Source organism: Streptomyces sp. NPDC088746, from assembly GCF_044751065.1.
Taxonomy (GTDB): Bacteria; Actinomycetota; Actinomycetes; order Streptomycetales; family Streptomycetaceae; genus Streptomyces.
In genome coordinates this window covers 1,105,264-1,129,477 of the sequence record NZ_JBIVLA010000001.1, presented here as the reverse complement: position 1 = coordinate 1,129,477, position 24,214 = coordinate 1,105,264, and the positions used below count along the sequence as shown (strand labels likewise).

At 71.9% G+C, this 24,214-nt stretch carries 22 protein-coding genes and 1 pseudogene; 12 read left to right on the top strand and 11 right to left on the bottom strand.

The window, feature by feature from the left end; translation table 11 throughout:
- Nucleotides 1-5 precede the first annotated feature (5 nt).
- Nucleotides 6-599 (bottom strand): hypothetical protein, encoded by a 594-nt coding sequence (locus tag ACIP63_RS05345; RefSeq protein ID WP_401511637.1) that lies wholly within the window; start codon nt 597-599, stop codon nt 6-8.
- A gap of 118 nt (nt 600-717) precedes the next feature.
- Between ACIP63_RS05345 and ACIP63_RS05340 the strand changes: the two genes are divergently transcribed.
- Genes ACIP63_RS05340 through ACIP63_RS05330 form a run of 3 tightly spaced genes read left to right on the top strand, consistent with a single transcriptional unit; the run spans nt 718 to nt 3,497 of the window.
- The gene (locus ACIP63_RS05340; RefSeq protein ID WP_401511635.1) at nt 718-1,323 is read left to right on the top strand and encodes a DUF4291 domain-containing protein; all 606 of its coding nucleotides are present in this window, start codon (nt 718-720) and stop codon (nt 1,321-1,323) included.
- A 55-nt stretch (nt 1,324-1,378) separates the two neighbouring features.
- Nucleotides 1,379-2,806 carry a sensor histidine kinase gene (locus tag ACIP63_RS05335; protein ID WP_401511633.1) on the top strand — a complete coding sequence of 476 codons (1,428 nt, stop codon included), beginning with the start codon at nt 1,379-1,381 and terminating at the stop codon, nt 2,804-2,806.
- Between the two features lie 7 nt (nt 2,807-2,813).
- A complete protein-coding gene (locus ACIP63_RS05330) occupies nt 2,814-3,497 on the top strand; it encodes a response regulator (RefSeq protein WP_401511631.1) in 684 nt (227 codons plus the stop codon).
- 33 nt (nt 3,498-3,530) lie between these two features.
- Here ACIP63_RS05330 and ACIP63_RS05325 read toward each other — a convergent pair.
- Together ACIP63_RS05325 and ACIP63_RS05320 are read right to left on the bottom strand one after the other, a co-directional pair.
- Nucleotides 3,531-4,166 (bottom strand): annotated as a pseudogene (locus ACIP63_RS05325) (phosphatase PAP2 family protein); the annotation flags it as partial.
- A gap of 90 nt (nt 4,167-4,256) precedes the next feature.
- Nucleotides 4,257-4,691 (bottom strand): GNAT family N-acetyltransferase, encoded by a 435-nt coding sequence (locus ACIP63_RS05320; protein WP_401511629.1) that lies wholly within the window; start codon nt 4,689-4,691, stop codon nt 4,257-4,259.
- A gap of 131 nt (nt 4,692-4,822) precedes the next feature.
- On the opposite strand from ACIP63_RS05320, the gene ACIP63_RS05315 reads away from it, so the two are divergent.
- The 5 genes from ACIP63_RS05315 to ACIP63_RS05295 all read left to right on the top strand — a co-directional run bounded on the left by ACIP63_RS05315 (nt 4,823) and on the right by ACIP63_RS05295 (nt 12,447).
- Nucleotides 4,823-7,522 carry an alpha/beta fold hydrolase gene (locus ACIP63_RS05315; RefSeq protein ID WP_401511628.1) on the top strand — a complete coding sequence of 900 codons (2,700 nt, stop codon included), beginning with the start codon at nt 4,823-4,825 and terminating at the stop codon, nt 7,520-7,522.
- Nucleotides 7,519-8,409: an ABC transporter permease gene (locus tag ACIP63_RS05310; protein ID WP_401511626.1), complete on the top strand. Its 891-nt coding sequence runs from the start codon at nt 7,519-7,521 to the stop codon at nt 8,407-8,409. The genes ACIP63_RS05315 and ACIP63_RS05310 overlap by 4 nt, the downstream gene beginning before the upstream one ends.
- Nucleotides 8,410-8,535: 126 nt before the next feature.
- Nucleotides 8,536-10,131, top strand: coding sequence for a von Willebrand factor type A domain-containing protein (locus ACIP63_RS05305; protein ID WP_401512267.1), 1,596 nt, complete (start codon nt 8,536-8,538; stop codon nt 10,129-10,131).
- A gap of 112 nt (nt 10,132-10,243) precedes the next feature.
- The gene (locus tag ACIP63_RS05300) at nt 10,244-11,194 is read left to right on the top strand and encodes an STM4015 family protein (RefSeq protein WP_401511624.1); all 951 of its coding nucleotides are present in this window, start codon (nt 10,244-10,246) and stop codon (nt 11,192-11,194) included.
- Between the two features lie 59 nt (nt 11,195-11,253).
- Nucleotides 11,254-12,447, top strand: coding sequence for a hypothetical protein (locus ACIP63_RS05295; RefSeq protein WP_401511622.1), 1,194 nt, complete (start codon nt 11,254-11,256; stop codon nt 12,445-12,447).
- Nucleotides 12,448-12,495: 48 nt separating this feature from the next.
- Here the strand turns inward: ACIP63_RS05295 and ACIP63_RS05290 are convergent, their stop codons facing one another.
- The 7 genes from ACIP63_RS05290 to ACIP63_RS05260 form a co-directional block, all read right to left on the bottom strand.
- Nucleotides 12,496-12,810 carry an L-rhamnose mutarotase gene (locus ACIP63_RS05290; protein WP_401511620.1) on the bottom strand — a complete coding sequence of 105 codons (315 nt, stop codon included), beginning with the start codon at nt 12,808-12,810 and terminating at the stop codon, nt 12,496-12,498.
- 17 nt (nt 12,811-12,827) lie between these two features.
- Nucleotides 12,828-13,913, bottom strand: a complete 1,086-nt coding sequence (rhaS, locus tag ACIP63_RS05285; RefSeq protein ID WP_401511618.1) for a rhamnose ABC transporter substrate-binding protein — start codon at nt 13,911-13,913, stop codon at nt 12,828-12,830.
- A gap of 39 nt (nt 13,914-13,952) precedes the next feature.
- A complete protein-coding gene (locus tag ACIP63_RS05280; protein WP_401511616.1) occupies nt 13,953-15,008 on the bottom strand; it encodes an ABC transporter permease in 1,056 nt (351 codons plus the stop codon).
- On the bottom strand, nt 14,992-16,044 hold the full coding sequence (locus tag ACIP63_RS05275) for an ABC transporter permease (protein WP_401511614.1): 1,053 nt from the start codon (nt 16,042-16,044) through the stop codon (nt 14,992-14,994). Before ACIP63_RS05275 ends, ACIP63_RS05280 begins: the two co-directional genes overlap by 17 nt.
- A complete protein-coding gene (locus ACIP63_RS05270) occupies nt 16,041-17,564 on the bottom strand; it encodes a sugar ABC transporter ATP-binding protein (RefSeq protein WP_401511612.1) in 1,524 nt (507 codons plus the stop codon). The genes ACIP63_RS05275 and ACIP63_RS05270 overlap by 4 nt, the downstream gene beginning before the upstream one ends.
- Nucleotides 17,565-17,808: 244 nt before the next feature.
- The gene (locus ACIP63_RS05265; protein ID WP_401511610.1) at nt 17,809-18,360 is read right to left on the bottom strand and encodes a GNAT family N-acetyltransferase; all 552 of its coding nucleotides are present in this window, start codon (nt 18,358-18,360) and stop codon (nt 17,809-17,811) included.
- A gap of 79 nt (nt 18,361-18,439) precedes the next feature.
- Entirely contained in the window at nt 18,440-19,714 is a 1,275-nt protein-coding gene (locus ACIP63_RS05260) for a phosphoribosyltransferase family protein (RefSeq protein ID WP_401511608.1), read from the bottom strand.
- A gap of 104 nt (nt 19,715-19,818) precedes the next feature.
- On the opposite strand from ACIP63_RS05260, the gene ACIP63_RS05255 reads away from it, so the two are divergent.
- From ACIP63_RS05255 to ACIP63_RS05245, 3 genes are all read left to right on the top strand, one after another.
- Nucleotides 19,819-20,616, top strand: a complete 798-nt coding sequence (locus ACIP63_RS05255; RefSeq protein WP_401511606.1) for a TIGR01458 family HAD-type hydrolase — start codon at nt 19,819-19,821, stop codon at nt 20,614-20,616.
- 75 nt (nt 20,617-20,691) lie between these two features.
- The gene (locus ACIP63_RS05250) at nt 20,692-21,300 is read left to right on the top strand and encodes an ArsR/SmtB family transcription factor (protein ID WP_401511604.1); all 609 of its coding nucleotides are present in this window, start codon (nt 20,692-20,694) and stop codon (nt 21,298-21,300) included.
- On the top strand, nt 21,297-22,613 hold the full coding sequence (locus ACIP63_RS05245; RefSeq protein ID WP_401511602.1) for an MFS transporter: 1,317 nt from the start codon (nt 21,297-21,299) through the stop codon (nt 22,611-22,613). The genes ACIP63_RS05250 and ACIP63_RS05245 overlap by 4 nt, the downstream gene beginning before the upstream one ends.
- A gap of 29 nt (nt 22,614-22,642) precedes the next feature.
- Here ACIP63_RS05245 and ACIP63_RS05240 read toward each other — a convergent pair whose 3' ends face one another.
- On the bottom strand, nt 22,643-23,482 hold the full coding sequence (locus tag ACIP63_RS05240) for a helix-turn-helix transcriptional regulator (protein ID WP_401511600.1): 840 nt from the start codon (nt 23,480-23,482) through the stop codon (nt 22,643-22,645).
- Nucleotides 23,483-23,595: 113 nt separating this feature from the next.
- Here ACIP63_RS05240 and ACIP63_RS05235 point away from each other — a divergent pair, with 113 nt between their 5' ends.
- Nucleotides 23,596-24,192, top strand: a complete 597-nt coding sequence (locus ACIP63_RS05235; RefSeq protein ID WP_401511598.1) for an NADPH-dependent FMN reductase — start codon at nt 23,596-23,598, stop codon at nt 24,190-24,192.
- The last annotated feature ends 22 nt before the right edge of the window (nt 24,193-24,214 follow it).

Below are 24,214 nucleotides of genomic sequence, written 5' to 3'. Positions count from 1 at the left end.
CCCTGTTACGCGGTGGACGTGGTGGTGGGCCGACGGACCTCCAGGACGACCGCCGTGCCCGCCACGGTCCGGTCCTCGTGCATGGTGATCGATCGGCCCGGCCGAACATGCTGCCACTGTGTGGGATCAAGGGGGGCAAGCCGTACCGAGGCTCGTCCACCGGGCGCCAGGGAAGGCGCGAACTCCACCCACAGCCGGGCGATGTCGACGGCCGGCTCGCCGGTCGGGGCCCGGTTACCGATGTTCCACATCGGCCGCAGGACACCGGCACCGGAGAAGGGCGTCTGCCGGCGCGCTTCGGTGGCCGGGCGGAGCGTGAGGACGGCTCGGATGATGCCGTTGCGCGTCTCGTAGCAGCGCCAGTGGCACCAGGCCGCGCTCCTGTCCAGCCGCAGGTGTTCGGCTGCGGTGGCCAGGCTCTCCCAGAAGCCGATGGGGAGCGGCCGGAAGCCACCGAGTTCCTCCAGCAGCCCCAGGGCAACTTCCCACTCGTCCCCGGTGAGGAGATCCCAGACGTCGTTCACCGTGAGGTCGTTCTCGGTGGCGATGTCCTCAGGGACCAGCAGGGAAGCGGCTTCCAGCAGTGCGGGCACGTCCATACCCTGATTCTGGACCACCGTCCCGTGCCGGCGGCAGGAGTGTCAGGGCTGCGTACGCGCCGTACCGCGCAGCGAAAACCAGGTGCTGTCACGCGCCGGGGCCCGCATCCTGGAACGCATGAACGACCGGACACACCCGCCCCGTTACGAGATCCGCGCGCAGCACACCGAATCGACCGTCACCGTGTACCAGGCCTACCGGCCGGCCATCGGACTGCCCGCCGCCCGCGACGGGCGCTTCCCGCCGGCCTGGAAGCGTGACCGCATGACCTGGATCAAGCCGAGTTTCCTCTGGATGATGTACCGCTGCGGCTGGGGCGCGAAGGAGGGCCAGGAGACCGTGCTCGCCGTCGAGATCACCCGTGACGGCTTCGCCTGGGCACTGGAGAACGCCGAACTCTCGCACTACGTAAGGGATGTGCACGAGGACCAGGGCGCGTGGAAGCGCGCGCTGCGGTCCGCTCCCGCGCGTGTCCAGTGGGACCCCGAGCGCGACCTCGACCTGAACCCGCTCCCGTACCGTTCGCTCCAGCTCGGGCTCTCCGGGGAAGCCGCCCGGCGGTACGCCGACGAGTGGACCGTGTCCGTACGCGATGTCACGCCCCTGGCCCGCGAGGTGCATGCGGCGGTCCGGGCGGGGGAGCGGGATCGGGCCGCCGCCCTGCTGCCCGTGGAGACACCGCTCGATCTCAGGGCTCCCCGTCCGGTTCCCGCCGCCCCGTGAGCACCATGACTTTCGGCAGTGCCCGCCGGACCCGGGATTCCGTACCGTCGGGCCGGTGAACCTGAACCTGATTCCGCGCGGGAACGTGAGCGGGGAACGCGTAGCGGCTGTCCTGGTGCCCGCGGCTGTGGCCGTGCTCGGGGGGCTGAGCCTGGTGAGCCCCTGGTGGGCCGCGCCGACCGTGGTCGCCGCGTTCCTGGCGGGGCGCGGCCCCGGGCGTACCGGAGCGGTGCTCTGCTCGCTGGCCGCCGTGCTCGCCGCCGGAGTGGTGACCGCCTCGCTGGTGCCGCCCCTGCTCGCGCTCGGTACCCGGTTCGTCGGGGTGATGGTTCTGGGCGTCCTGCTGCCCTGGTTCGCGGGGCGGTTCTGGCGGCAGTACCAGGAGCTGGCCCGGGCCGGCTGGGAGAGGGCTGAACGGCTGGAGCGGGAGCGGCAGCTGGTCGCCCAGCAGGCGCGGCTGGCGGAGCGGGCCCGCATCGCGCAGGACATGCACGACGTGCTCGGTCACGATCTCAGCCTGATCGCCCTGTCCGCGGGCGCTCTCCAGTTGGCCCCCGGGCTCGACGACCAGCAGCGGCGGGCCGCCAAGGACATCAGGGCACGGGCGGCCACGGCGGTCGAGCGCCTGGGCGAAGTGGTCGGCGTCCTGAGCGGCCACGCGGAACCGCCGCCGTTGCGGCCGCACGGCAGGGAGCTGAGTGAACTGGTCGGCGATGCGACCGAGGCCGGGCTGAGGGTCGAACTGCGGATGGACGGAGAGGCGGACGGGCTACCTCCAGTCGTCGCGCGGGCCGTGCACCGGGTCGTGCAGGAAGCACTGACCAATGTGGCCAGGCACGCGCCCGGCGCGGCGACCACCGTCCAGGTCAGGCACACGGAGACCAGGAGCGAGGTGTGCGTCGTCAACGGTCCCGCGAAGTCCCCGGCCGGGCGGCCGCCGGGGCAGGGAGGCCGGGGGCTCGTCGGGCTCGACGAACGGGTCCGGCTCGCCGGCGGAACCTTCGAATGCGGGCCCCGCGAAGGCGGCTTCGCCGTGTCCGCCCGGTTGCCGCGCCGCCTCCCGGCCCGGCAACCGGACCGTCGCACACCTGAGCCCTCGGTTGCGGCACCGGCGGAGTACCGCACGGCACGGCGGCGTGCGCGCCGCACCCTGGCCACCGCGCTCCTGGCCCCGCTCGGCGTGGGCGCGGTGCTGGGCGCCGCGGTGACGGGGTGGGACATGGTGGCGGCGGCACGGTCGACACTCGATCCGGGTGACTACGCCCGCCTCCGGGTGGGGCAGGATCGTGCGGAGGTGCAGCGGGTGCTGCCGGACCGCGAGTCGGTCCACCGGCCGTCCGGCGGCGAGCGGCCCGAGGGACGAGGAGTGACGTGCGAGTTCTACGCGATGACGGCCGACCGCTTCGACAGCCGGTCCGGGGACGCCTACCGGCTCTGCTTCCGCGACGACACGCTGGTCTCGCTCGACGCCCTGGCCGGGTGAGCGCGCGATGACCAGGGTGCTGATCGCCGACGACGAGCCGATGATCCGGGCCGGTGTCCGGGCCGTGCTGTCCACCGACCCGGACATCGAGATCGTCGCCGAGGCGGGCGACGGACACGAGGCGGTGGAGCTCGTACGGCGCCACCGCCCCGACGTGGCCGTGCTCGACGTACGGATGCCGAGGACCGACGGTATCGACGCCGCGGCGGAGATCAACCGGACCGCTCCCGCCACCGGCGTCATCATGCTCACGACGTTCGGCGAGGACGACTACATCCTCCGGGCCCTCGGCTGCGGGGCCGCCGGCTTCCTGATCAAGTCGGGTGAGCCCGAGGAACTCCTCGCGGGCGTACGGGCGGTGGCCGACGGCGCCGCCTATCTGTCACCGAAGGTCGCCGCGCGTGTGGTCGCGCACCTCGCGTCCGGCGGAGCCGGTGACCGGGCCGGGCGCCGGACCGTCGCCCGGGAGAAGGTCGCCGGGCTGACCCCCAGGGAACGCGAGGTGCTGTCGTTCCTCGGCAGCGGGCTGTCCAACGGGCAGATCGCCCGGCGGCTCCACGTGGTGGAGGGGACCGTCAAGGCGCATGTCAGCTCCGTCCTGTCCCGCCTCGGGGTGGAGAACCGGGCCGCCGCCGCCGTCGTGGCCCATGAGGCGGGCGTCGTGCCCGCGCACACGACGGAGAACGGCTGACGCGGCGCGCTCCGCCGGCTGCTGCGTCACGATCAGGAGCGCGGCCACGACGGCTGCGCCCAGCAGCGAGCCGGCCAGTACGTCGTGCGGGTAGTGGACCCCGGTCAGGACCCGCAGCAGCGCCGCCGCCACGGCCAACGGCACGGTCACGGCGGCCAGACGAGGCCGCCGGATCGCAAGCCCCGTCGCCAGGGCGGCGGCCAGCGTGGCGTGGTTGCTGGGGAACGACCAGTCGCCGGCCTCCGGGCACGCGGCCACCGCCTCGGCCCCGGGCACGGCCCGGCAGGGGCGTTCCTCGTCGACCACCAGTTTCAGCGCCTCGCTGACGGCGTAGGCCACGACGGTTCCGGCGCCGGTCAGGATGATTCCGGCAGCCAGGCGCGCGTCCCTGCGGCGTACGGCCGTCCAGCCGAGCAGGAGCAGCAGCAGGCCCAGAGCGACCAGGGTGAACTCGGTGAGCGGCTCCAGGAGGTGGGCCAGCCGGTCGGGCACGTCAGCGACCGCCGCCGTCAACGACCGGTACAGGGACACGGAGGCGCCCCGGGTCACCTCGGTGGGCTCGGCCCGGCCGAGCCCACCCGGTGACAGGAGTACGACGCTGCCGGCGGCCACCGCCAGAAGAGCCACCCCGCAGAGCAGGCGGGCGGCCAGGGAGTGTGGGTTCTTCATGCCGCCGAACGTACGAGCGGCAGTGGGCCGGGCACCCGGGCCGAACGGCAGGGGCCGTATGCGACGTTCGTCAGGGGTGGGTGCCCGTGCTCAGGCCGGGCCGGGAGCGTCCGTACCGCCGAACTCCCAGGTCAGCATGGCGAACACCCCGTCGTCGGCCGCACCCGCCGAGCGGTAGGTGGCGAGTGCCGCCTCGTTGTCCCGCTCCACCCCGACCCACATGTCGTAGCAGCCCCGCCCCCGGGCCTGCGCCGCCAGGGCCTCCGTCAGCGCCCGGCCGATGCCGCGGCGGCGGTACGCCTCGTCGACGGAGAGTTCGTACAGGCACATCTCCGTGCCCTTGTCCGGATGCAGCATCTCGATGCCCGACACGAATCCGGCGGGGACATCGTCCACGTACGCGATCAGCATCAGATGGCCCTCCGCCGCCAGGAAGCGGGCAGCCCACTCGGGGCGGGGCTCGGCGTCGTAGAGATGCGCGGCGGCGAGCAGCTCGGCGGTGGTGGTGGCGGGGCGGATGTTCACGTATGGGCCTTTCGCGCGTGTGGTGTACCGCATGCGGAGTACGGGCGGGGTGTGCCGTACCTCTCAGGGAGGCCGGGGAGCTCCCCCTGGGGGCATCCTGGTGCACCGCGCGCTCCGTTTAGGGTCGAGTCATGGAGAAACCGACTTCCCGGTGGCGGCACCGGCTGCCCCGTACCCCAGGCCGGTGGGCCGCGGTGGTCGCCGCCCTCGCCGTGCTCGTGGGGGCCGGTACCTGGACCGCCGTCGCCGACGACAGCCCCCCGACCGTGCACCGGCAGGACCGGATGATGAAGATGAACGGGGTGTCGGTCGACACGTCGTACTTCACGTCCGGGGGCACGCAGCGCCGGCCCGCCGTCCTCATCGGGCACGGCTTCGGCGGCAGCAAGAACGACGTGCGCGCCCAGGCCGAGAAGCTGGCCGCCGACGGGTACGCCGTCATGACGTGGTCCGCCCGCGGATTCGGCAGGACGAGCGGGGAGATCACGCTCAACGCCCCCGACGGCGAGGTCAAGGACGTGTCCGGCCTCATCGACTGGCTGGCCGGCCGGCCCGAGGTGCAGCTCGACGCGAAGGGTGACCCGCGCGTCGGCGTCACCGGCGCTTCGTACGGTGGCGCGGTGTCGCTGCTGGCCGCCGGTCACGACGACCGGGTCGACGCCATCGCACCGGTGATCAGCTACTGGAACCTCGCCGACGCGCTCTTCCCGGACGGGGTGTTCAAGAAGCTCTGGGCCGGGATCTTCGTCAGCTCCGGCGGTGGCTGCCAGAAATTCCAGAAGCAGCTGTGCGAGATGTACGAGCGGGTCGCCGTCAGCGGCAAACCGGACGCCGCCGCGCGCGCCCTCCTGACGGAACGTTCCCCCGAGGCCGTGGCCGACCGGATCGACGTGCCCGCGCTGATCCTCCAGGGGCAGAGCGACTCCCTGTTCCCGCTCGGCCAGGCCGATGCCATGGCCGAGGCCATCAAGGCCAACGGCGCACCCGTCTCCGTCGACTGGATCGCGGGCGGTCACGACGGTGGGGACGACGAGGGCGACCGCGTCCAAGGCCGCGTCGGAGACTGGTTCGACCGGTATCTGAAGGAGGAGAAGGGCGCCGACACCGGGCCCGGCTTCCGGGTGACCCGCACCGGCGGGGTGGACTCCACCGACGGCGCCGCTCTGAAGCGCGGCGCGAGTAGCGCCACGTACCCCGGGCTGAGCAGCGGCGGACGGAGGATCACCCTCACGGGGGCCGGGCAGCAGCCCGCGACCGGCGGGGCGAAGGACGCCGCCGGCGGCCTCACGCAGACCTTCCGCAACCCCGCCGGTGCCAGCCCGCCCTCCATCTCCGCCGTCCCCGGGGTCGGAGGCGGACTCTCCCAGCTGTCGTCGCTCGGCGTCGGGTTCTCCCTCGACTTCCCCGGGCAGTACGCCCGCTTCGACTCCGCCCCGCTGGACAGCGCCGTACACGTCACCGGGTCGCCGACCGTCCGCGTGAACGTGAAGGCGGACCAGGGCGACGCCGTGCTGTTCGGCAAGGTCTACGACGTCTCGCCGGACGGGAAGCAGCAGGTCCTGCCCTCCCAGCTCGTCTCCCCCTACCGGATCACCCCCGAGGAGCAGGGCAAGCCGGTCGAGCTGACCCTGCCCGCCGTCGACCACGAGGTCGAGGCCGGGCACAGCCTCCGCCTCGTCCTCTCCGCGACCGACCTCGCCTACGCCTCTCCCGCCGAGCCCGCGACATACACCGTCTCCCTCGACGGGCCCCTGACCGTCCCCACGGCACCCGCCGTGAAGACCGCCGCGGCCGCTCTGCCCTGGTGGACCTGGGGGCTCCCGGCGGCCGGGCTCGTCATCGCCGCCGCCGTCCTGCTCACCGCACGCCGGCGTACCTCGGCGCCCGCCCCCGACCCGGCGCTGACCGGGGTCCCGTTGCAGATCACCGGGCTCTCCAAGAAGTACGCCAGGTCCACCGACCGGTACGCGGTCCGCGACCTCGGCTTCCGCGTCGAGAAGGGGCAGGTCCTCGGCCTCCTCGGACCGAACGGTGCGGGCAAGACCACCACCCTGCGCATGCTGATGGGGCTCATCACCCCCGACGCCGGTGAGATCCGCGTCTTCGGGCACGCGATCCGCCCCGGAGCACCCGTGCTGTCCCGCGTCGGCTCCTTCGTGGAAGGCGCCGGCTTCCTCCCGCACCTGTCCGGCCGCTCCAACCTGGAGCTGTACTGGCAGGCCACCGGGCGGCCCGCCGAGGACGCCCACATCGACGAGGCCCTGGAGATCGCCGGACTCGGCGACGCCCTGGCCCGCGCCGTGCGCACGTACTCCCAGGGGATGCGGCAGCGGCTCGCCATCGCCCAGGCCATGCTCGGCATGCCGGACCTCCTCATCCTCGACGAACCGACCAACGGTCTCGACCCGCCCCAGATCCGCGAGATGCGGGACGTGATGATCCGGTACGCGGCCGGGGGCCGGACCGTGATCGTCTCCAGCCATCTCCTCTCCGAGGTGGAACAGTCCTGCACCCACCTGGTGGTCATGGACCGGGGCCGGCTCGTCCAGGCCGGTCCGGTCGCCGAGATCACCGGCTCCGGCGACATGCTGCTCGTCACCACGGGCGCCGAGGTGGCCGAACCGCTCGTGGACAAGGTGGCCGCCCTGGCGGGCATCGGCTCCGCCGTCCGCCTCGACGACGGCCACGGCCTGCTGGTCCGCCTCGACGGCGCCACGGCCGCGCAGCTGGTCGCCGAACTGGTCCGTCTCGACGTGCCGATCACGGGTGTCGGGCCGCACCGCCGCCTGGAGGACGCGTTCCTCACCCTCATCTCCCAAGGATCCGCATGAGCTCCGCAACTGAGATCCAGGCACTCGCCGAAGCCCCCGGTTACCACGCCCGCCGCACCCTGCCGCTGCGCGTGGAGGCGATGCGGCAGCTGCGCAGACGGCGCACCCTGCTCATGTTCGGGGTGCTGGCGGCCCTGCCGTTCGTCCTGATCATCGCCTTCGCGGTCGGCGGCACACCCGGCGGCGGCGAGGGCGGCGGCGGAGGCGGCGGATCGCGGATCAACCTCATGGACGTGGCGACGGAATCCGCCGCGAACTTCGCGGCGACCTGCCTCTTCGTCTCCGCCGGCTTCCTGCTCGTGGTGCCGGTCGCACTGTTCTGCGGGGACACGGTCGCCTCCGAGGCCAGCTGGTCCTCGCTGCGCTACCTGCTCGCGGCCCCCGTCCCCCGGGCCAGGCTGCTGTGGAGCAAGCTCGTCGTGGCGCTCGGCTTCAGCCTCGCCGCGATGGTGCTGCTGCCGCTCGTCGCCCTCGGCGCGGGAGCGGTGGCGTACGGCTGGGGGCCGCTGAAGCTGCCCACCGGGGGGGCGCTCGCCACCTCGGACACCGTGCCGCGCCTCGCGCTCGTCGTCGCCTTCATCTTCGTCTCCCAGCTCGTCACCGCAGGGCTGGCGTTCTGGCTGTCGACGAGGACGGACGCACCGCTCGGCGCGGTGGGCGGTGCGGTCGGACTGACCATCGTCGGCAATGTCCTGGACGCGGTCACCGCGCTCGGTACCTGGCGTGAGTTCCTGCCCGCCCACTGGCAGTTCGCCTGGGCCGACGCGCTCCAGCCCGATCTCGCATGGGGCGGGATGGTGAAGGGCGCGGCCGTATCGGTGACCTATGCCCTGATCCTGTTCGCCTTCGCCTTCCGCGGGTTCAGTCGTAAGGACATCGTGTCCTGACCCTGATGTTCCGCCACATCAGCGCCCGTCGTTGCACCATCGAGACGGTTCCGCAACGCTTCCGACGACTCCGCCCGGCCCCCTCACACGTCACATTCGCAGATGTCTACGACGTGGGGGGTACGGATGGACCGCAGGGCAAGGACGTATCGGGGAGCGCTCGCGCTTCTGCTGGCGGGCGGGATCCTGGTGACCGGCTGCGGCGGGTCGGGCACGAGCAACGACACCGCCACCATCGACCGTGCCGCCGGCAGCGGGGGGCCGGCCGGGGGCAAACAGCCCCCCGCCGCTCCGTCCGCCGTGCCGGGGCAGGACGAGGACGGGGCGGGTCAGGCGGAGGACGGGGCGGCACGGGAGAGCGTGGCGCCCGACTACCTGTCGACCTTCGCCCTCGACGTGGACACCGCCAGCTACGGCTACGCGCGCCGCACCCTGGGCGACGGACAGCTGCCCGAAGCCGGCACGGTGCGGCCGGAGGAATTCGTCAACAGCTTCCGCCAGGGCTACGAGCGGCCGGAGGGCAACGGCTTCTCGGTGAACCTCGACGGTGCCAGGACCGACGCCGCCGACTGGACGCTCGTACGGGTCGGGCTGGCCACCAAGGCCGCCTCGGATGCGGGCGAACGCCCGCCCGCCGCCCTGACCTTCGTCGTCGACATCTCCGGCTCCATGGCCGAGCCGGGCCGCCTCGACCTGGCGAAGACCTCGCTGGGCATCCTCGCCGACGAGCTGCGCGACGACGACTCCGTATCGCTGGTCACCTTCAGCGGCGAGGCCGAGACCCGGCTGCCGATGACCCGCCTCGGGGGCAACCGCACCAAGGTCCGGGACGCCGTCGAGGAGCTGGAACCCGCCGATTCCACGAACGTGGCGGCAGGCGTCCAGCAGGGGTACGACGAGGCGGTCGAGGGCCACCGCAAGGGCGCCACCAACCGGGTCGTCCTGCTCTCCGACGCCCTCGCCAACACCGGTGAGACCGACGCGGACGCGATCGTGGAACGCATCGGTGACGCACGCGAGGAGTACGGCATCACCCTCTTCGGCGTCGGTGTCGGCAGCGACTACGGCGACGCGCTGATGGAACAGCTCACCAACAAGGGCGACGGCAACACCACCTACATCGCCGACGAGACCCAGGCCAGGAAGGTGTTCGTCGACCAGTTGCCCGCCCACGTCGAACTCCGGGCCCGTGACGCCAAGGCGCAGGTGGCGTTCGACCGTAAGACGGTCAAGCAGTTCGAGCTCATCGGCTACGAGAACCGCAAGGTCGCCGACGACGACTTCCGGGACGACGGCGTCGACGGCGGCGAGGTGGGACCCGGCCACACGGTGACCGCGCTCTACGCCGTGCGGCTCCGTGAAGGCGCCTCCGGCCATGTGGCGACGGCGACGGTGCGGTGGCTGGACCCCAGGACGAGGAAGTCGCACGAGGAGACCGGGTCGGTGGAGACCGGCGCGATCGACGGCCGGCTCTGGGACGACGCCGGCGCACGGCTCCAGGTGACCGCGGTGGCCGCCTACTTCGCGGACACCCTGCGCGGCGGTGACCTCCAGGGGACGCCCACGCTCGGCGAACTCGCCGGCCGTGCGCGGAAGCTGGCGTCCTCCACCGAGGACAGCTCGGTGGAGAGGCTCGCGACGGCGATCGAGCAGGCCGACCGGATCAGGAACGGCGGCGGCGACGAACCGCCGGGCGGCGAGGGTGAAGGCGAACTCGGCTGAAGCGGCCGCTCGTTGGCCCGGCGGGGGCTCGCCCCTGCCGGGCCCTTCCATGTCTGAGGCTCCTGATAGAACACATCGAACAGCCATCGAACGGACTGTCAGGAGCTCTGTCTTGTCCTATGTCCAGCACGTCGAGCAGTTCCACGGACTGCCGGCCTTCACCTTCCCGCAGCACGCGAACCCCGCGGACCTGCCCGACGCGGACGCCGTCGCCTGGCGCCTCCACTGCGGTCCGTACCCGACCGACGAACGCTCCCAGTCCTACTGGAAGCGGTTCACCGAGTCGGTCGACCTGGAGAAGGTACGGGCTCTGATCTTCGGCAGCCCCTGGTACGACAGCGAGGGCGGGAGCAGCCCGGACGAACTGCTCAACATGCGGTCCCGGTTCACCGGCCTCGAAGCGCTGTTCCTCGGCGATCTGGAGGACGAGGAGGCGATGATCTCCACGATCGGGCTGGGCGGTCTCACGGAGCTTCTGGAGGCGTTCCCCGGGCTGCGGGAGCTGGCCATGCGCGGTGGGGAGGACCTGGAGTTCCCCGTGACGGGCCACGAAGGGCTGCGGGTGCTGCGCGTCGAATCCGGCGGGCTGCCCCGCGAGGCCGCGGCCCAGATCGCCGCCGCCTCCCTGCCGTCCCTGGAGCACCTGGAGCTGTGGCTGGGCGACGAGGACTACGGCGGCGGCACCACGGTCGAGGACCTGGCTCCGCTGCTCGCCGGCGTCGGCAAGCCCGCGCTGCGCCATCTCGGGCTGCAGAACAGCCCGGTGCAGGACGAGCTGGCCGCGGCGCTGGCCACCGCCCCGGTCGTGCGCCGGCTCACCTCGTTGAGCCTGTCGATGGGCACGCTGGGCGACGAGGGCGCGGAGGCACTCCTGGAGGGGCAGTCCCTCGCCCATCTGCGGGAGATCGACCTTTCGCACCACTACCTCAGCCAGGACATGATGCTGCGGATCTGGACGGAGCTGGAGCCGCTGGGGGTGCGGGTGAACCTCACCGGCAGGGAGGACGAGGACGAAGACGACGAGGACGAGTGGAGCAGCCGGTACGTCGCGGTCTCCGAATGACGGCCGCCCCGGACCCCGCCCCGCCCCCGCCCGCCCAGCCGCAGAGAAAGGCCCGCACGATGACCGACGCCCCCACGACCCAGGACCCGGAAGAGACCCTGCTCACCAGCCGTGATCTCGACGGGAAGCGACCCGTGCTGGAACCCGGAAAGCAGGTCCCGTACGGCCATGTCCTGTACGCGGCAGCCCTGCTGGGGCGGAGCCCCGCGGAGGTCGTCGCGCGGCTGACCGCACTGGGTTACCCCGACATCCAGGACGCAGGCTGCCCGCTCCCCGAGACCGTGACCCCCGACGACGCCGCGCTGACCAGGAGGGAGGGAAACGACTCGTTCCTTCAGCGCTGGATCGACGTCGCCGCGCCCGTCTCCCTGCGGCAGGTGCTGGAAACCGCGGAGCACAGCGGACGCGCCCCCGCCGACGTCGGGCGCCGGCTGACGGCTCTCGGCTACCGGCTCGGTGGCAGCGGGCCGCTCCCCGAGACCCCGGACCCCCGTGACGTCATGCTGATCCGCACCAATGCCCGGGGCGACGGCAGGTGGCTCGACTGGAATGACGAGGTCTCCGCCGGACATGTGCTGGAGGCGGCCGCCGCTCTGTCCTGCAGCCCCCACGCCGCCGCCGCGCGGCTGGCCTCCTTCGGCCTGCGGCTGCCGTACACCCCCGAGCCGGACGACGAACGGCTGCTCAGGGTCGGTGACGCCCCTGGCGCATGCCGGCTCGGCCGCTACAGGCCGCCGTCCATGGGCCACGTCCTCACCGTCGCCAGGGAGACGGGGCGGAGTGCCCGGGACATCGTGGACCGGCTGGAGGTGCTGGGGCTCGGGACGCCGGGCGTACCGGTGCCCGAGTCCCCCGACCAGGATGACTTCGTCATCCTCAGCGAGAACCTCGACGGCCGCGGGCCCTGGCTGCGGAGGAACACCGTCGTCGGACCGCGGATGGAACACATCCTGCGCGCGTCCCTCGCCACGGGACGCAGCCCCGCGGAGATCACCGCGAGGCTGACCGAACTGGGCCACCGGCTGCACGGGAACGCGAAGCTGCCCGAGACCGCCGACGAGGCGGACATCAGGCTGCTGGACACCCTCGACCGCTCCTACCTGGACGACGTCCACCTGGAGCACGTCCTGCGCAGCGCGAGCCTCACGGGCAGGAGCCCCGCGGATGTCGCGGCCCGGCTGACCGAGCTCGGCTTCGAGCTCCCCGACGAGGTGGAGTACCCGGACGTGCGGGGTGCTCTCGCCGCGTCCTGACGTACGTCCGCCCCGGCTGTCGCGGACAGCCGGGGCGGGCACCACCGGTCAGGTGAGGTGGAACACCTCGGTCAGCGGGACCATGGCCTCGTCGGCGGCCTCCGGCTGCTCGAAGAACTCGCCCATCTCCCGCTGCCACCGCGCGTTGACCTCGGTCGCCGCCATCGCCTCCCGGGCCGCGTCGAAGTCCTCCGTCTCCAGGTAGCCCACCAGCAGGCCGTCCTCGCGCAGGAAGAGCGAGTAGTTGTGCCAGCCCGCCTCCGACAGCGCGGCGAGCATCTCCGGCCACACCGCGGCATGGCGCTCGCGGTACTCGTCCTTGCGGTCCTCACGGACCTTCAGCAGAAAGCAGACGCGCTGCATGGATCCGGCCCCTCCGGTCAGAAGTCGAACGTGTCGATGTTCTTGGCGTCGAAGACGGTCGGCTCGCCGAGGATGACCTCGCCGCCCTTGCCGATCGTGTACTCGCCGAGCTTGCCCGCTGTGAACTTCTCCCCCTCCGCACCGGTGATCTGCCCCGACGCCAGCGCCGCGGCCGCGTACGAGGCGAGGTAGCCGAGCTCCTCCGGGTTCCAGAGCGAGAACTGCTCGACGGTGCCGTCCTTGACGTACTTGCGCATCTGGTTCGGTGTGCCCAGGCCGTTGAGCACGACCTTGCCCTTGTACGAGGAGTCGCTCAGGTAGCGCGCCGCGGCGGCGATGCCGACCGTCGTGGGGGAGATGATGCCCTTGAGGTCCGGGTAGGCCTGCATGAGGCCCTGCGTCTGCTGGAAGGACTTCTGGTCCGCGTCGTCACCGTAGGCGACCTTGACCAGCTCCATGTTCTTGTACTCGGGGAGCTTCAGCTCCTCCTTCATGTACTCGATCCAGGTGTTCTGGTTCGTCGCGTTCTGGGTCGCCGACAGGATCGCGACCTTGCCCTTGTAACCGATCTGCTCGCCCAGGTGCTGGACCAGGCTGCGGCCGATCTCCTCCGAGCCGGCCTGGTTGATGAAGAGCTGGCGGCAGTCCTTCGCCGTGTCCGAGTCGTAGGCGACGACCTTGATGTCCTTCTTCATGGCCTGCTTGAGCGGGCCGCAGACCGCGTTCGGGTCGTTCGCCGCGATGAGGATCGCGTCCTGGCGCTGCTGGATGAGGGTGTTGATGTAGGAGACCTGCGAGGAGGCGTTCGCGTCGGACGGGCCGACCTCCTTGCCCGTGCCGCCGTACTCCTTCGCCGCCGCGATCCCCGCCTCGTCGACGATCTTCTCGTACGGGTTGTTGATCTGCTTGGGCAGGAAGCCGAGCTTCAGCCCCTTCTTCAGCGGGGCGTCCGGGTCGGCCTTCGCGGAGCTGCCCGCCTTCGCGCTCCCGCTCTCCTTGCTGTCCTTCGTGGTGCCGGAACAGGCGGTGAGGGCGAGGGCCAGGGAGACGGCGGTGGCTGCGGTCGCGACGGCGCGGCGCCCAGCGGCATTGCGGAGCATCATGGCGGCGTGTGCCTTTCGGAGAGGTACGGGGGAGGGGCGTTATGACGACTGGGGTGCGGGGGCGTTCGCGGCCCGCCTGTGCCGGCGTTCGACGACCGTCGCGATGATCCTCGGGGTCAGCACGGACGCCACGAGCAGCAGACCGGTCACGATGACCTGCACCTCGTTGGCGATGTCGTTGAGCGTGAGCAGGTTCTTCAGCAGGCCGATCAGCAGGACACCGGCGACCGCGCCGAAGAGCGTGCCCTTCCCGCCGTCGAAGTCGATTCCGCCGAGCAGGACGGACGCGATGACGAGCATCTCGAAGCCGAGTCCGTTGTCCGCGCGGGCACTTCCGTAGCGCAGGGTGAAGATGACGCCCGCGAATGCGGAGAACAGACCGGTCACGACGAAGAGCAGCAGCTTGATCCGCTTGACCCGGATGCCGGCGAAGTACGCGGCCTCCTCCTGGGCGCCGATCGCGAAGAGCGAGCGGCCGAAACCGGTGGCGTGCAGCACCACCGCGGTGACCGCGGCCAGGACCACGAAGAGCAGCACCGGGTAGGTGAGGAAGGTGCCGGGGACGGTCGTGGTGTCGACCGCCCAGTCCGCGTAGACCTGCGGGAAGTCCGTCACCGCGTCGCTGCCGAGCGCCACCGAGGCCAGACCCCGGTAGAGCGCCAGGGTGCCGATGGTGACGGCCAGGGACGGCAGGCCCACCCTGGTGACCAGCCAGCCGTTGAGGAGGCCTCCGGCGACGCCCACCAGCAGCACCACCGGCACGATCATCTCGAAGGCCCAGCCCGCCTCCCACAGCGCGCCGGTCAGCGCGCTGCCCAGGCCGAGCATGGAGGCCACCGACAGGTCGACCTGTCCGGCGACGACCAGGAGGGTCATCGGCAGCGCGATGACGGCGACTTCGGCGATGTCGTTGAAGGCGAACGCGAGGTTCTCGGTCGAGCCGAAGCCCTCGGTGGAACCGAGCCCGACGACGAGGACCGCCACCAGCAGGACACCGACCGCGGTGTCCCAGCGCAGCGCCAGGGAGCGCAGGGGAGTGGGTTTCGTCGCGGCCCGCGGCGTGGGGGCCGGCTCGGTGTCAGGCGCCGTGGTCATGGCGGGCGTTCCTCTTCCTCAGGGCGGCGGTCATCCGCAGGTTCACGATCCGGTCGACGCTGATGGCCAGCAGGAGGAGCGCACCGGTGATGGCGCCCTGCCAGAACGAGTCCACCTTCAGCACGACCAGGACGCTGCCGATGGTGGTGAGCAGCAGGGCGCCGAGGGCGGCGCCCCAGACGGTGCCGGTGCCACCGGTGATGGCGACACCTCCGACGACGACGGCGCTGACGACGGTCAGCTCCCAGCCGTGCGCGTTGTCCGCGACGACGGTGCCGAAGCGGGCCAGCCACAGGGCCCCGGCGAAGCCGGCGACGGCCCCGGAGAAGGCGTACGCGGCGAGCACCCGGCGACGGATCGGGATACCGGCGAGACGGGCCGCCTCGGGGCTCGACCCGATGGCGTACAGCTCGCGTCCCGAGCGGTAGGCGCGCAGGAAGTACGCGGTCGCCGCGAGCAGGACGAGTGCGATCAGCGGGAGGTACGGGACGCCCAGGACGCTGCCGCTGCCCAGGCCCAGAACGGCCTCGGGGACGTCGGCGGCGCTGATCTGCTCGCCCTGCGCCCACCAGTAGTCGACGCCCTGGATGATGTAGAGCATCCCGAGGGTCACGACGAGCGCGGGCACCCTGCCGAAGCTGACGAGGGCGCCGGAGACCAGGCCGCAGACGACGCCGATGGCGATGCCGAGCAGCATCACGGTCAGCACACCGTGGTCGCTGCCCGCCACGAACTTGCCGCAGGCGAAGGCGGACAGGCCGACCACGGAGCCGACCGACAGGTCGATGTTGCGGGTGATCACGACGGCGGACTGGCCGACCGCGAGCAGCACGAGGATCGACGCGTTGAGCAGCAGGTCCTTGACGCCCTGGTCGGACAGGAAGCGCGGGTTGGCCAGGTACGTGCCGAGGATCAGCAGGACCAGCGCCCCGGCGATGGAGATCTCCCGCGCCCGGAAGACCGCGTCCACGAGCGAGGAGGCACTGCGCTCCGGCGCCTTCGCGGTGTCCGGGGGGCTCTCGACGGTGGTGGTCATGCCGCTGCCCTCTCGTTGCGTCCGGTGGCCGCGGCCATGACCGACTCCTCGGTCGCGTCCTCGCGCGGGATCTCGGCGACGAGCCGGCCCTCGTGCATCACGAGCACCCGGTCCGCCATGCCGATGACCTCGGGGAGGTCGGAGGAGATCATCAGTACGGCGAGGCCGTCGGCCGCGAGCGCGGAGAGCAGCCGGTGGACCTCCGCCTTGGTGCCGACGTCGATCCCGCGGGTCGGCTCGTCGACGATCAGCACGGCGGGCCCGGTCGCCAGCCACTTGGCCAGCACGACCTTCTGCTGGTTTCCGCCGGAGAGCACACCCACGGTGTCGGCCAGCCGGTTGTACTTGAGCTGGAGGCGCACCGCCCAGTCGGCGGCCCGCTCGTGCTCCAGGGCCCGGCTGACGAGCCCGCGCTTGCGGACCTCGCCCAGACCGGTGAGGCCGATGTTCCGCTCGATCGACATATCCATGACCAGCCCGCGCTGGCGCCGGTCCTCGGGTACGAGCGCGAGCCCGGCGTCCATGGCGGCGGTCGGTGAACCGGGGCGCAGCACCGTGCCGGCCACCTTCACCTCGCCCGCGTCGGCGCGGTCCACACCGAACACGGCCTGGGCGACCTCCGTGCGCCCGGCGCCGACGAGCCCGGCCAGCGCGACGATCTCGCCGCGGCGGACGTCGAAGGACACGTCACGGAAGACGCCCTCGCGGGTCAGCCGGTGCACCGACAGGGCGACTTCGCCGACCTCGGCGTCCTGCTTGGGGTAGAGGTCGTCGAGGTCTCGGCCGACCATCCGGCGCACCAGGTCGTCCTCGGTGAGACCCTCCAGGGGCTCGGAGGAGATCCACCGGCCGTCGCGCAGGGTCGTGACGCGCTGGCACAGTTCGAAGATCTCGTCGAGGCGGTGCGAGATGAACAGCACCGCCGCGCCCTCGGAGCGCAGCGTACGGACGACGGAGAAGAGCCTGGCGGTCTCGCTGCCGGTCAGGGCGGCCGTCGGTTCGTCCATGATCAGGACGCGGGCGTCGAACGAGAGCGCCTTGGCGATCTCGACGATCTGCTGGTCGGCGATCGACAGTCCGCGCGCCGGCCGGTCCGGTGCCAGGTCGACCCCGAGCCTGCGCATCAGCCCGGCGGTCATGTCGTGCACGGCCCTGCGGTCGATCCGGCCCAGGGAGCGCCGGGGCTGACGGCCCATGAAGATGTTCTCGGCGATGGACAGATCGGGGAAGAGCGTCGGCTCCTGGTAGATGACGGCGATGCCGGCGTCACGGGCGTCCGCCGGACCGTGGAAGACGACGGGCTCGCCGTCGAGGAGCACCTCGCCGCTGTCCGGGCGGTGCACTCCGGCAAGGGCCTTGATCAGGGTCGACTTGCCGGCGCCGTTCTCACCGGCGAGAGCGTGCGCCTCGCCGGGGAACAACTCCAGGGACACGTCCTGCAGGGCCCGTACGGCACCGAAGGACTTGCTCACGCCCTTCAGGGCCAGGACCGGGACCGGGTCCGGGGCGGACTGGTTCATGGGAGCTCCTCAGCGGTGGGACTGTTCCGCTCCACCCGCCGTGAAAGGTTTCAATGAGGTTGTTCGGAAGCTAAACGGGGATGACGGGCGCCGTCAATGGGTTGATGGCGGGAAGTTCCAGGAAGGAGAGGGGGGATGTGCGACCTGAACGGGGGAGTGGGTGGGCGCCCTTGACAGCCTTCGGGGCGGCCACTATCTTCCGGGATCTTGAATCGATTCACGTAACGGTCGTGCATCGCTCCCCTTACACGTGCGCTGCGGGATGGCCCGGCCCCAGGAGGACGACGAGCCCCGCCCGGCCGGGCACCGTCACCGGCACCTGGTGCCAGCCCGCGCGCCGGTAGAAGCGCAGTGTCGCCCCGGCGTGTACGGACGTGAGCAGCCAGCACCGCCCGTCCGGGGCGGCCTCGGTGACCGCCGCCAGCAGGGCCGCGCCCAGCCCTGTGCCGCGCGCTTCCGGGGCGACGGCCAGCTCGTCGACCTCCAGGGCCCCGCACAGCCAGTCACCGACGCGGCCGGGCCCGAGTGCTTCGGCGACGTGCCCGTAGCTGCGGCCGGAGGGGAACGTACCGGGCGTGGTCCAGGCCGTGGCGAAGCCGCCCACGGCGTCCCCGTCGGTGGCCAGCGCGGCGGTGAACCCGGGGCGCACGGCGTCGGCGGCGAGCCGCTCGACGTACAGCGCGCCCGCGGAGGGGTCCTCGTTCCACGGCGGCGCCGAGAAGACCTCGGCGTACACCCGCCGGATCCCGTCGGCGTACGCGTGAAGGCTTCCGCCCCCGACCAGCCGGACCCGCATGACCACACCCCCGCCTCGGACTGTTCCCCGAACAGGATATGAGCGGCGATGTACCGCACCTCCCGAGACGATTCCCCGCTCAGCCGGCCGACCGGACCAGGTGCGTGGTGAACCAGTTCTCGGCCAGCTCCGCGACCCGGTCCAGGGCGCCCGGCTCCTCGAACAGGTGCCTGGCGCCCGGGACGATCTCCAGCCGGTTCTCGCAGTGCAGTGCCGCCTGCGCCTGCCGGTTGAGGTCGATCACCGTGGTGTCGGCGCCGCCCACCACGAGCAGGGTGGGCGCGCGTACGGCGGACAGGTCCGCTCCGGCCAGATCGGGGCGCCCGCCGCGGGAGACCACGGCGCCGACGCCCGAGTCCGCCGCCGCGGCGGCCCGCAGAGCCGCCGCCGCACCCGTACTCGCCCCGAAGGAGCCGACCGGGAGGGACACACGGCGGCGGAGCCAGCTGGTGGTGTCCGCCAGCCGCCCGGCCAGCAGCCCGATGTCGAAGACGTTGGCGCGGTAGACCTCCTCCCCGGGCGTGAGCAGGTCGAAGAGCAGGGTGCCCAGGCCGGCACGGTTCAGCGCCGTGGCCACGGCGCGGTTGCGCGGGCTGTGGCGGCTGCTGCCCGACCCGTGGGCGAACACCACGACCGCTCCCGCGCCCGCGGGGAGCACGAGGTCCCCGGAGAGCGGGACCCCGCCCGCGTCCACCTCGACCTCCTCGGCCGTGGCGGCACCCCCGGAAGCCCGTGCCAGCAGGGAGACGACCTCCTCGTCCGAGGTCTGGGAGAAGTCCCGGTACCACTCACCCACCGCGGAGAAGAGGTGCGGTGTGGAGAGGCAGACGACCTCGTCGACGTCCTCGCGCAGCCTGTCGGCGACATCCGGTGAGGCGACCGGCACGGCGAGCACGACAGAGGCGGCGCCCTGCGCCCGCACCACCTGGCAGGCCGCGCGCGCGGTCGCTCCGGTGGCGACCCCGTCGTCCACCACGACCACCGTGCGCCCCTTCAGCGGCAGGCGCGGCCGGCCCTCGCGGTACGTCCGTGCCCGCCGCACGAGCTCCGCCTCCTCGGCGCGTTCCACGGAGTCGAGGTCCTTCTCCCGGACACCGGCATGGCGGACGATCTCGTCGCTGATGACCCGCACCCCACCCTCGCCGATCGCGCCGAACCCCAGCTCCGGGTGGTAGGGCACCCCGAGTTTGCGGACCACGATCACATCGAGCGGGGCGCCGAGGTCCTGCGCCACCTCGTACGCCACCGGGACGCCGCCGCGCGGCAGCCCCAGGACGACGGGATCGCGGCGTTCCAGGTGCCGCAGCGCCACGGCGAGCCGCCGCCCGGCGTCCGTGCGGTCGGTGAACAGCACGGTGGTTCACCTCCAAGCGAGGAAGAGCGGAACACACACGCGCACCCCCACCTTCGAAGCAACCGCATTTGCGCCCGCCGGGCAAGTCGGGGACGGTCGGGTACATGAAGCCGATCGGCGCGGTCCTGATCGACATCGACGGCGTACTCACGGTGTCCTGGGAGCCGCTGCCCGGAGCGGTGGAGGCCGTGGAACGGCTCCGCGCCGCCGGCGTCCCCCTGGCGCTGGTCACCAACACCACGTCGCGGACGCGCGCCCGGATCGCCGGACGGCTGGCGGATTGCGGCTTCCCCGTCGGCCCCGGCGACATCCTCACCGCGCCCGCCGTCACCGCCGCCCATCTCCGGGAGCACCATCCCGAAGCCCGCTGCCTGCTGATCAACACCGGTGACGTACGGGACGACCTGTCCGGGGTGGCCCTCGTCGAGGAGGACACCGAGGGGGCCGTGCCCGACGTCGTCGTCCTCGGCGGGGCGGGCGACGCCTTCACGTACGCGGCGCTCAACCGCGCCTTCCGCCTCGTCCAGCAGGGCGCGGCACTCGTCGCCATGCACCGCAACCTGTACTGGCGCACCGCCGACGGGCTCGACCTCGATACCGGGGCGTTCCTCACCGGCCTGGAGCGCGCCGCCCGTACCGAGGCCGTCATCACCGGCAAGCCCTCCGGCGCCTTCTTCGCGGCCGCACTCGCCCACCTCGGCACCGGCCCGGACGGCACGCTGATGGTGGGCGACGACATCGAGACGGACGTACTCGCCGCCCAGCGCCACGGCATCACCGGGGCGCTGGTCAGGACGGGCAAGTACCGGCCGGAGACCCACGAGGCCGCCGAGGGGACCCCGGACCACGTGGTGGACTCGTTCGCGGACGTGCCGGCGCTGCTGGAGCGGCTGGGGCGCTGACGGCGCGGAGCCGGCATCGAGAGCGGTCGTTCTGAGCGTTGACTCTCACAAATCGTGAGAGGAGACTCTCACGTCATGAACTCCAGTAATCACCTGGGCGATGTCGAGATCACCGACCCACACGCGATGAGGGCCTTGGCGCATCCCGTGCGGCTGGCGATCCTCGATCACCTGCAGCGGCACGGGCCGGCGACCGCGACGCAACTCGCGCCCCACGTGGGAGCGACCCCGACGGTGACCAGCTGGCATCTGCGCCACCTGGCAGGCTTCGGGCTGATCCGTGACAGCGAGCCCGGACCGGACCGCCGCAAGCGGCGATGGGAGGCGGTGGCACGCGGGTTCCGGTTCGAGTCGCCGCAGGATCCGGCGGACGAGGAGGGACAGGCGGCGGCCCGGGTGCTGTCGCAGCAGCTGTTCCAGCGCCATGCGGATGTTCCGAGCCGGTGGGCGGCCGAGGTCGAACCCGGACTCGGTACGGCTTGGCGCAGGATGGCCGGGCTGGCCAACACCCGCGTCGTCGTTTCCGCCGATGAGCTCGCCGCCATCGAGGACGCGATCGAGCGCGTTCTCGCGCCGTACGTCACGCGCGACCCGGAGGAGCGGCCGGCCGACAGCCGCGGCGTCCGGCTGATGCGCTACGTCCTGCCGGAGAACGACGAGGAGCAGGCCGGACCGGCCTCATGAGCGGCCCGGACCGTACCCCAGAAATATCGCTGTGGCGGGACCGGCTGTTCCGCCGCTTCTGGGCCGGTCAGTCGGTCTCACAGTTCGGCGACCGGATCACCGAACTGGCTCTGCCCCTGATCGCCGTCGGCGCTCTGAACGCGTCACCCAACGAAGTGGCATGGCTGACCGCACTGAGCTGGACCCCGAACCTGCTCGCGATCCTTCTGGGGGCGTGGGTCGACCAACAGGCCCGCAAACGCCGCCTGATGATCCTCGCCGACCTGATACGCGCCGCGGTGCTGCTCAGCATCCCGGTGGCCTACCTGCTGGGGGCGGTGACACTGGGGCAGCTCTACTCCGTGGCACTGCTGACCGGTGCCGCCGGGGTGCTGTTCAACACCGCCTACCCGCCGTTCTTCGTACGCCTCGTGCCGCGTACGTCCTACGTCGACGCGAACAGCAAACTCAGCACCAGCCGTTCCGTGTCCTATGTCGCCGGCCCGGCCATCGGGGGAGCACTGGTCCAGGCGTTGACCGCACCGGTCACCCTCGTGGTGGACGCCCTGACCTTCCTGGTGTCGGCGGTCCTGGTCGGCCAGGTCTCGGTCGACGAACCCCCGGTGAGCTCCGCGGGGGCCGCTGCCCCCTCCCTGCTGCGGCGGGCCGGGGCAGGCCTGTTGTTCATCATCCGGCACCCGGTTCTGCGGGCCGGTCTCGGCTGCGCGGCGACCGTCAACTTCTTCACCTTCGTCGCGGGCAGCGGTCTGATCGTGCTGTTCGCCAACCGGAGCCTCGGGCTCTCCGCGGGAGTGATCGGGATCGCGTTCGGGATCGGTGCGACCGGTGCCCTGCTCGGCGCGGTACTCGCTCCGAAGATCTCGCGGCGGATCGGCGTGGGGCGCAGCATCGTCGTGGGCGCGGTGCTGTTTCCGGCGCCGCTCGCCATCGCCGCAGCGGCGGACGGCCCTCTCTGGCTCCGTGCCGGAGCACTGGCCGCGACCGAGTTCCTCTCCGGCTTCGGCGTCATGCTGTTCGACGTCAACCTCAACTCGCTTCAGGCCGCCGTGATCCCCGATGGCATGCGCAGCCGTGTCGCCGGTGCGTACAGCACGATCAACTACGGCATCCGCCCTGTCGGCGCCGTCGTCGGCGGCGTGCTCGCGACCCTCCTCGGTCTGAGGGCGACCCTCCTCATCGCAGCCGTCGGCGGAGTCCTGTCACTCCTCTGGCTACTGCCCTCACCGATACCGGGCATCCGCTCCCTGGCCCCGGCCGGTGTCGCGGAATCGGAGGACGACGGAGGTGAGGGCAATCGGCCGGTGCCCTGTTGACGACGGCGTAAGGGGTGGCCAGGGGGCCTTCACGAGAGGGCGCGGAGCCGGCCGTGCGGTGGCAGGGCGCGGAGCCGGGCGACCGCCTCGGCCGTTCTCTCGTCCGCGGGGAGGAAGACGACCAGTTGCTGGGCGTCCGAGGAGAGGTCGAGCGTCTCGCGGAGCAGCCGGAGTTCCTCCCCGGACGGGTGGTTGAGGCGCAGGACCCCACGTCGCGGAACCACATGGCCGTTCAGGCGGCCCGTGAAGTCGGGGCCGGCGACGGGGGCGAGCTCCGCGGTGAACCACTCGGTGTTCTCGATGGACGGGGCGAGCCACAGGTCGAAGGCCTGCTCGTCGGCGACGTCGTCCCAGTCGGCGAAGAACCTCCGGGCACGGGGGTCGGTGAAGAGGTAACGGGTGAGGTTCGGGGCGTCGCTGTCGAGCAGCCCGGTCCCGCTCGTCACCGCCTCGTACGCACTGGTGCGGGCCAGGACGTCGCCCAGCCGGTTGGTCACCACGGCGATGCCGGGTTCGATGAGGCGGAGCGTCTCCAGGACCGGCGGACGGACCTCGCGGGGCGCCGGTGAGGGCTGGGTGTGGGCGGTGCACTCGCCGCCGGTGATCTTCGTGAGGTAACGCAGGTGGCCGCGCTCCGCGGTGTCGAGACCCAGCGCGTCGGCGACCGCGTTCACCACCGCGACCGAGGGATTGCGGTCACGGCCCTGCTCCAGGCGGGTCAGGTACTCCACGCTGATACCGGCCCGCCCCGCGAGATCCGAACGCCTTAACCCCGGTGCCCTGCGGCGCCCGTGGTCCGGCAGCCCCAGCGACTCCGGCTGGACGCTGTCACGCCTGGCCCGGATGAAATCTCCCAACGGCGAACCCATGTGCCGAGCATAGGGCGCTGCGCGGGGACGGCGGAGGGCTCAGGGTGGCCCTGCGGGGGCCAGCCTGAGCACGGTCTGGTCGCGGCCGCAGGGGCGGCCGGATCGTGGTGGGCATGGACAACGACACGTACAGACTGGTGATCCTCGTCGGAAGCGTCCGCGAAGGTCGGTTCGGACCGGTCGTGGCCTCCTGGGTCGCCGAACAGGCGCGAAACCACGGCGCGTTCGTTGTGAACATCGTCGATCTGGCCGATATCGACATTCCGTTGGAGCTGCCGGCGGCCTCACCGAAGTACGCCGGGGACGATTACCCCCGTCCCGCCGGGATGGCGGCACTGACGTCCGCCCTGGAGGGCGCTGACGCGTTCGTCCTGGTCTCGCCGGAGTACAACCACAGCTATCCGGCGTCGCTGAAGGCGGCGATCGACTGGCACTTCACCCAGTGGGCGGCCAAGCCCGTCGCCTTCGTCAGTTACGGCGGGGCCGCAGGCGGCCGGCACGCGGTTCTGCACCTGGAGAACGTGCTGACCGAACTGCACGCCGTGACGATCCGGGACGGTCTCGCCTTCCCGAACTATTACACGGCGTGGGAGGACGGCCGCCCCCTCGACCCCGGCGCCCCGGAGTACGCCAAGACGCTGCTGGAGCAGCTGGCCTGGTGGGCGGGTGCCCTCCGGACGGCGCGGGAGGCGAACCCGTACCCGTCATGAGGCGGCTGGGCGCCTCGGCCAC

What these genes read in the sequence shown, in the direction of transcription:
- ACIP63_RS05270 (WP_401511612.1), bottom strand. Translation starts at nt 17,564, where the DNA reads ATGAACCAGTCCGCCCCGGACCCGGTCCCGGTCCTGGCCCTGAAGGGC.
- ACIP63_RS05255 (WP_401511606.1), top strand. Translation starts at nt 19,819, where the DNA reads ATGAAGCCGATCGGCGCGGTCCTGATCGACATCGACGGCGTACTCACG.
- ACIP63_RS05245 (WP_401511602.1), top strand. Translation starts at nt 21,297, where the DNA reads ATGAGCGGCCCGGACCGTACCCCAGAAATATCGCTGTGGCGGGACCGG.
- ACIP63_RS05235 (WP_401511598.1), top strand. Translation starts at nt 23,596, where the DNA reads ATGGACAACGACACGTACAGACTGGTGATCCTCGTCGGAAGCGTCCGC.
- ACIP63_RS05275 (WP_401511614.1), bottom strand. Translation starts at nt 16,044, where the DNA reads ATGACCACCACCGTCGAGAGCCCCCCGGACACCGCGAAGGCGCCGGAG.
- ACIP63_RS05280 (WP_401511616.1), bottom strand. Translation starts at nt 15,008, where the DNA reads ATGACCACGGCGCCTGACACCGAGCCGGCCCCCACGCCGCGGGCCGCG.
- ACIP63_RS05315 (WP_401511628.1), top strand. Translation starts at nt 4,823, where the DNA reads ATGGAGAAACCGACTTCCCGGTGGCGGCACCGGCTGCCCCGTACCCCA.
- ACIP63_RS05310 (WP_401511626.1), top strand. Translation starts at nt 7,519, where the DNA reads ATGAGCTCCGCAACTGAGATCCAGGCACTCGCCGAAGCCCCCGGTTAC.
- rhaS (WP_401511618.1), bottom strand. Translation starts at nt 13,913, where the DNA reads ATGATGCTCCGCAATGCCGCTGGGCGCCGCGCCGTCGCGACCGCAGCC.
- ACIP63_RS05330 (WP_401511631.1), top strand. Translation starts at nt 2,814, where the DNA reads ATGACCAGGGTGCTGATCGCCGACGACGAGCCGATGATCCGGGCCGGT.
- ACIP63_RS05290 (WP_401511620.1), bottom strand. Translation starts at nt 12,810, where the DNA reads ATGCAGCGCGTCTGCTTTCTGCTGAAGGTCCGTGAGGACCGCAAGGAC.
- ACIP63_RS05250 (WP_401511604.1), top strand. Translation starts at nt 20,692, where the DNA reads ATGAACTCCAGTAATCACCTGGGCGATGTCGAGATCACCGACCCACAC.
- ACIP63_RS05295 (WP_401511622.1), top strand. Translation starts at nt 11,254, where the DNA reads ATGACCGACGCCCCCACGACCCAGGACCCGGAAGAGACCCTGCTCACC.
- ACIP63_RS05340 (WP_401511635.1), top strand. Translation starts at nt 718, where the DNA reads ATGAACGACCGGACACACCCGCCCCGTTACGAGATCCGCGCGCAGCAC.
- ACIP63_RS05240 (WP_401511600.1), bottom strand. Translation starts at nt 23,482, where the DNA reads ATGGGTTCGCCGTTGGGAGATTTCATCCGGGCCAGGCGTGACAGCGTC.
- ACIP63_RS05305 (WP_401512267.1), top strand. Translation starts at nt 8,536, where the DNA reads ATGGACCGCAGGGCAAGGACGTATCGGGGAGCGCTCGCGCTTCTGCTG.
- ACIP63_RS05265 (WP_401511610.1), bottom strand. Translation starts at nt 18,360, where the DNA reads ATGCGGGTCCGGCTGGTCGGGGGCGGAAGCCTTCACGCGTACGCCGAC.
- ACIP63_RS05345 (WP_401511637.1), bottom strand. Translation starts at nt 599, where the DNA reads ATGGACGTGCCCGCACTGCTGGAAGCCGCTTCCCTGCTGGTCCCTGAG.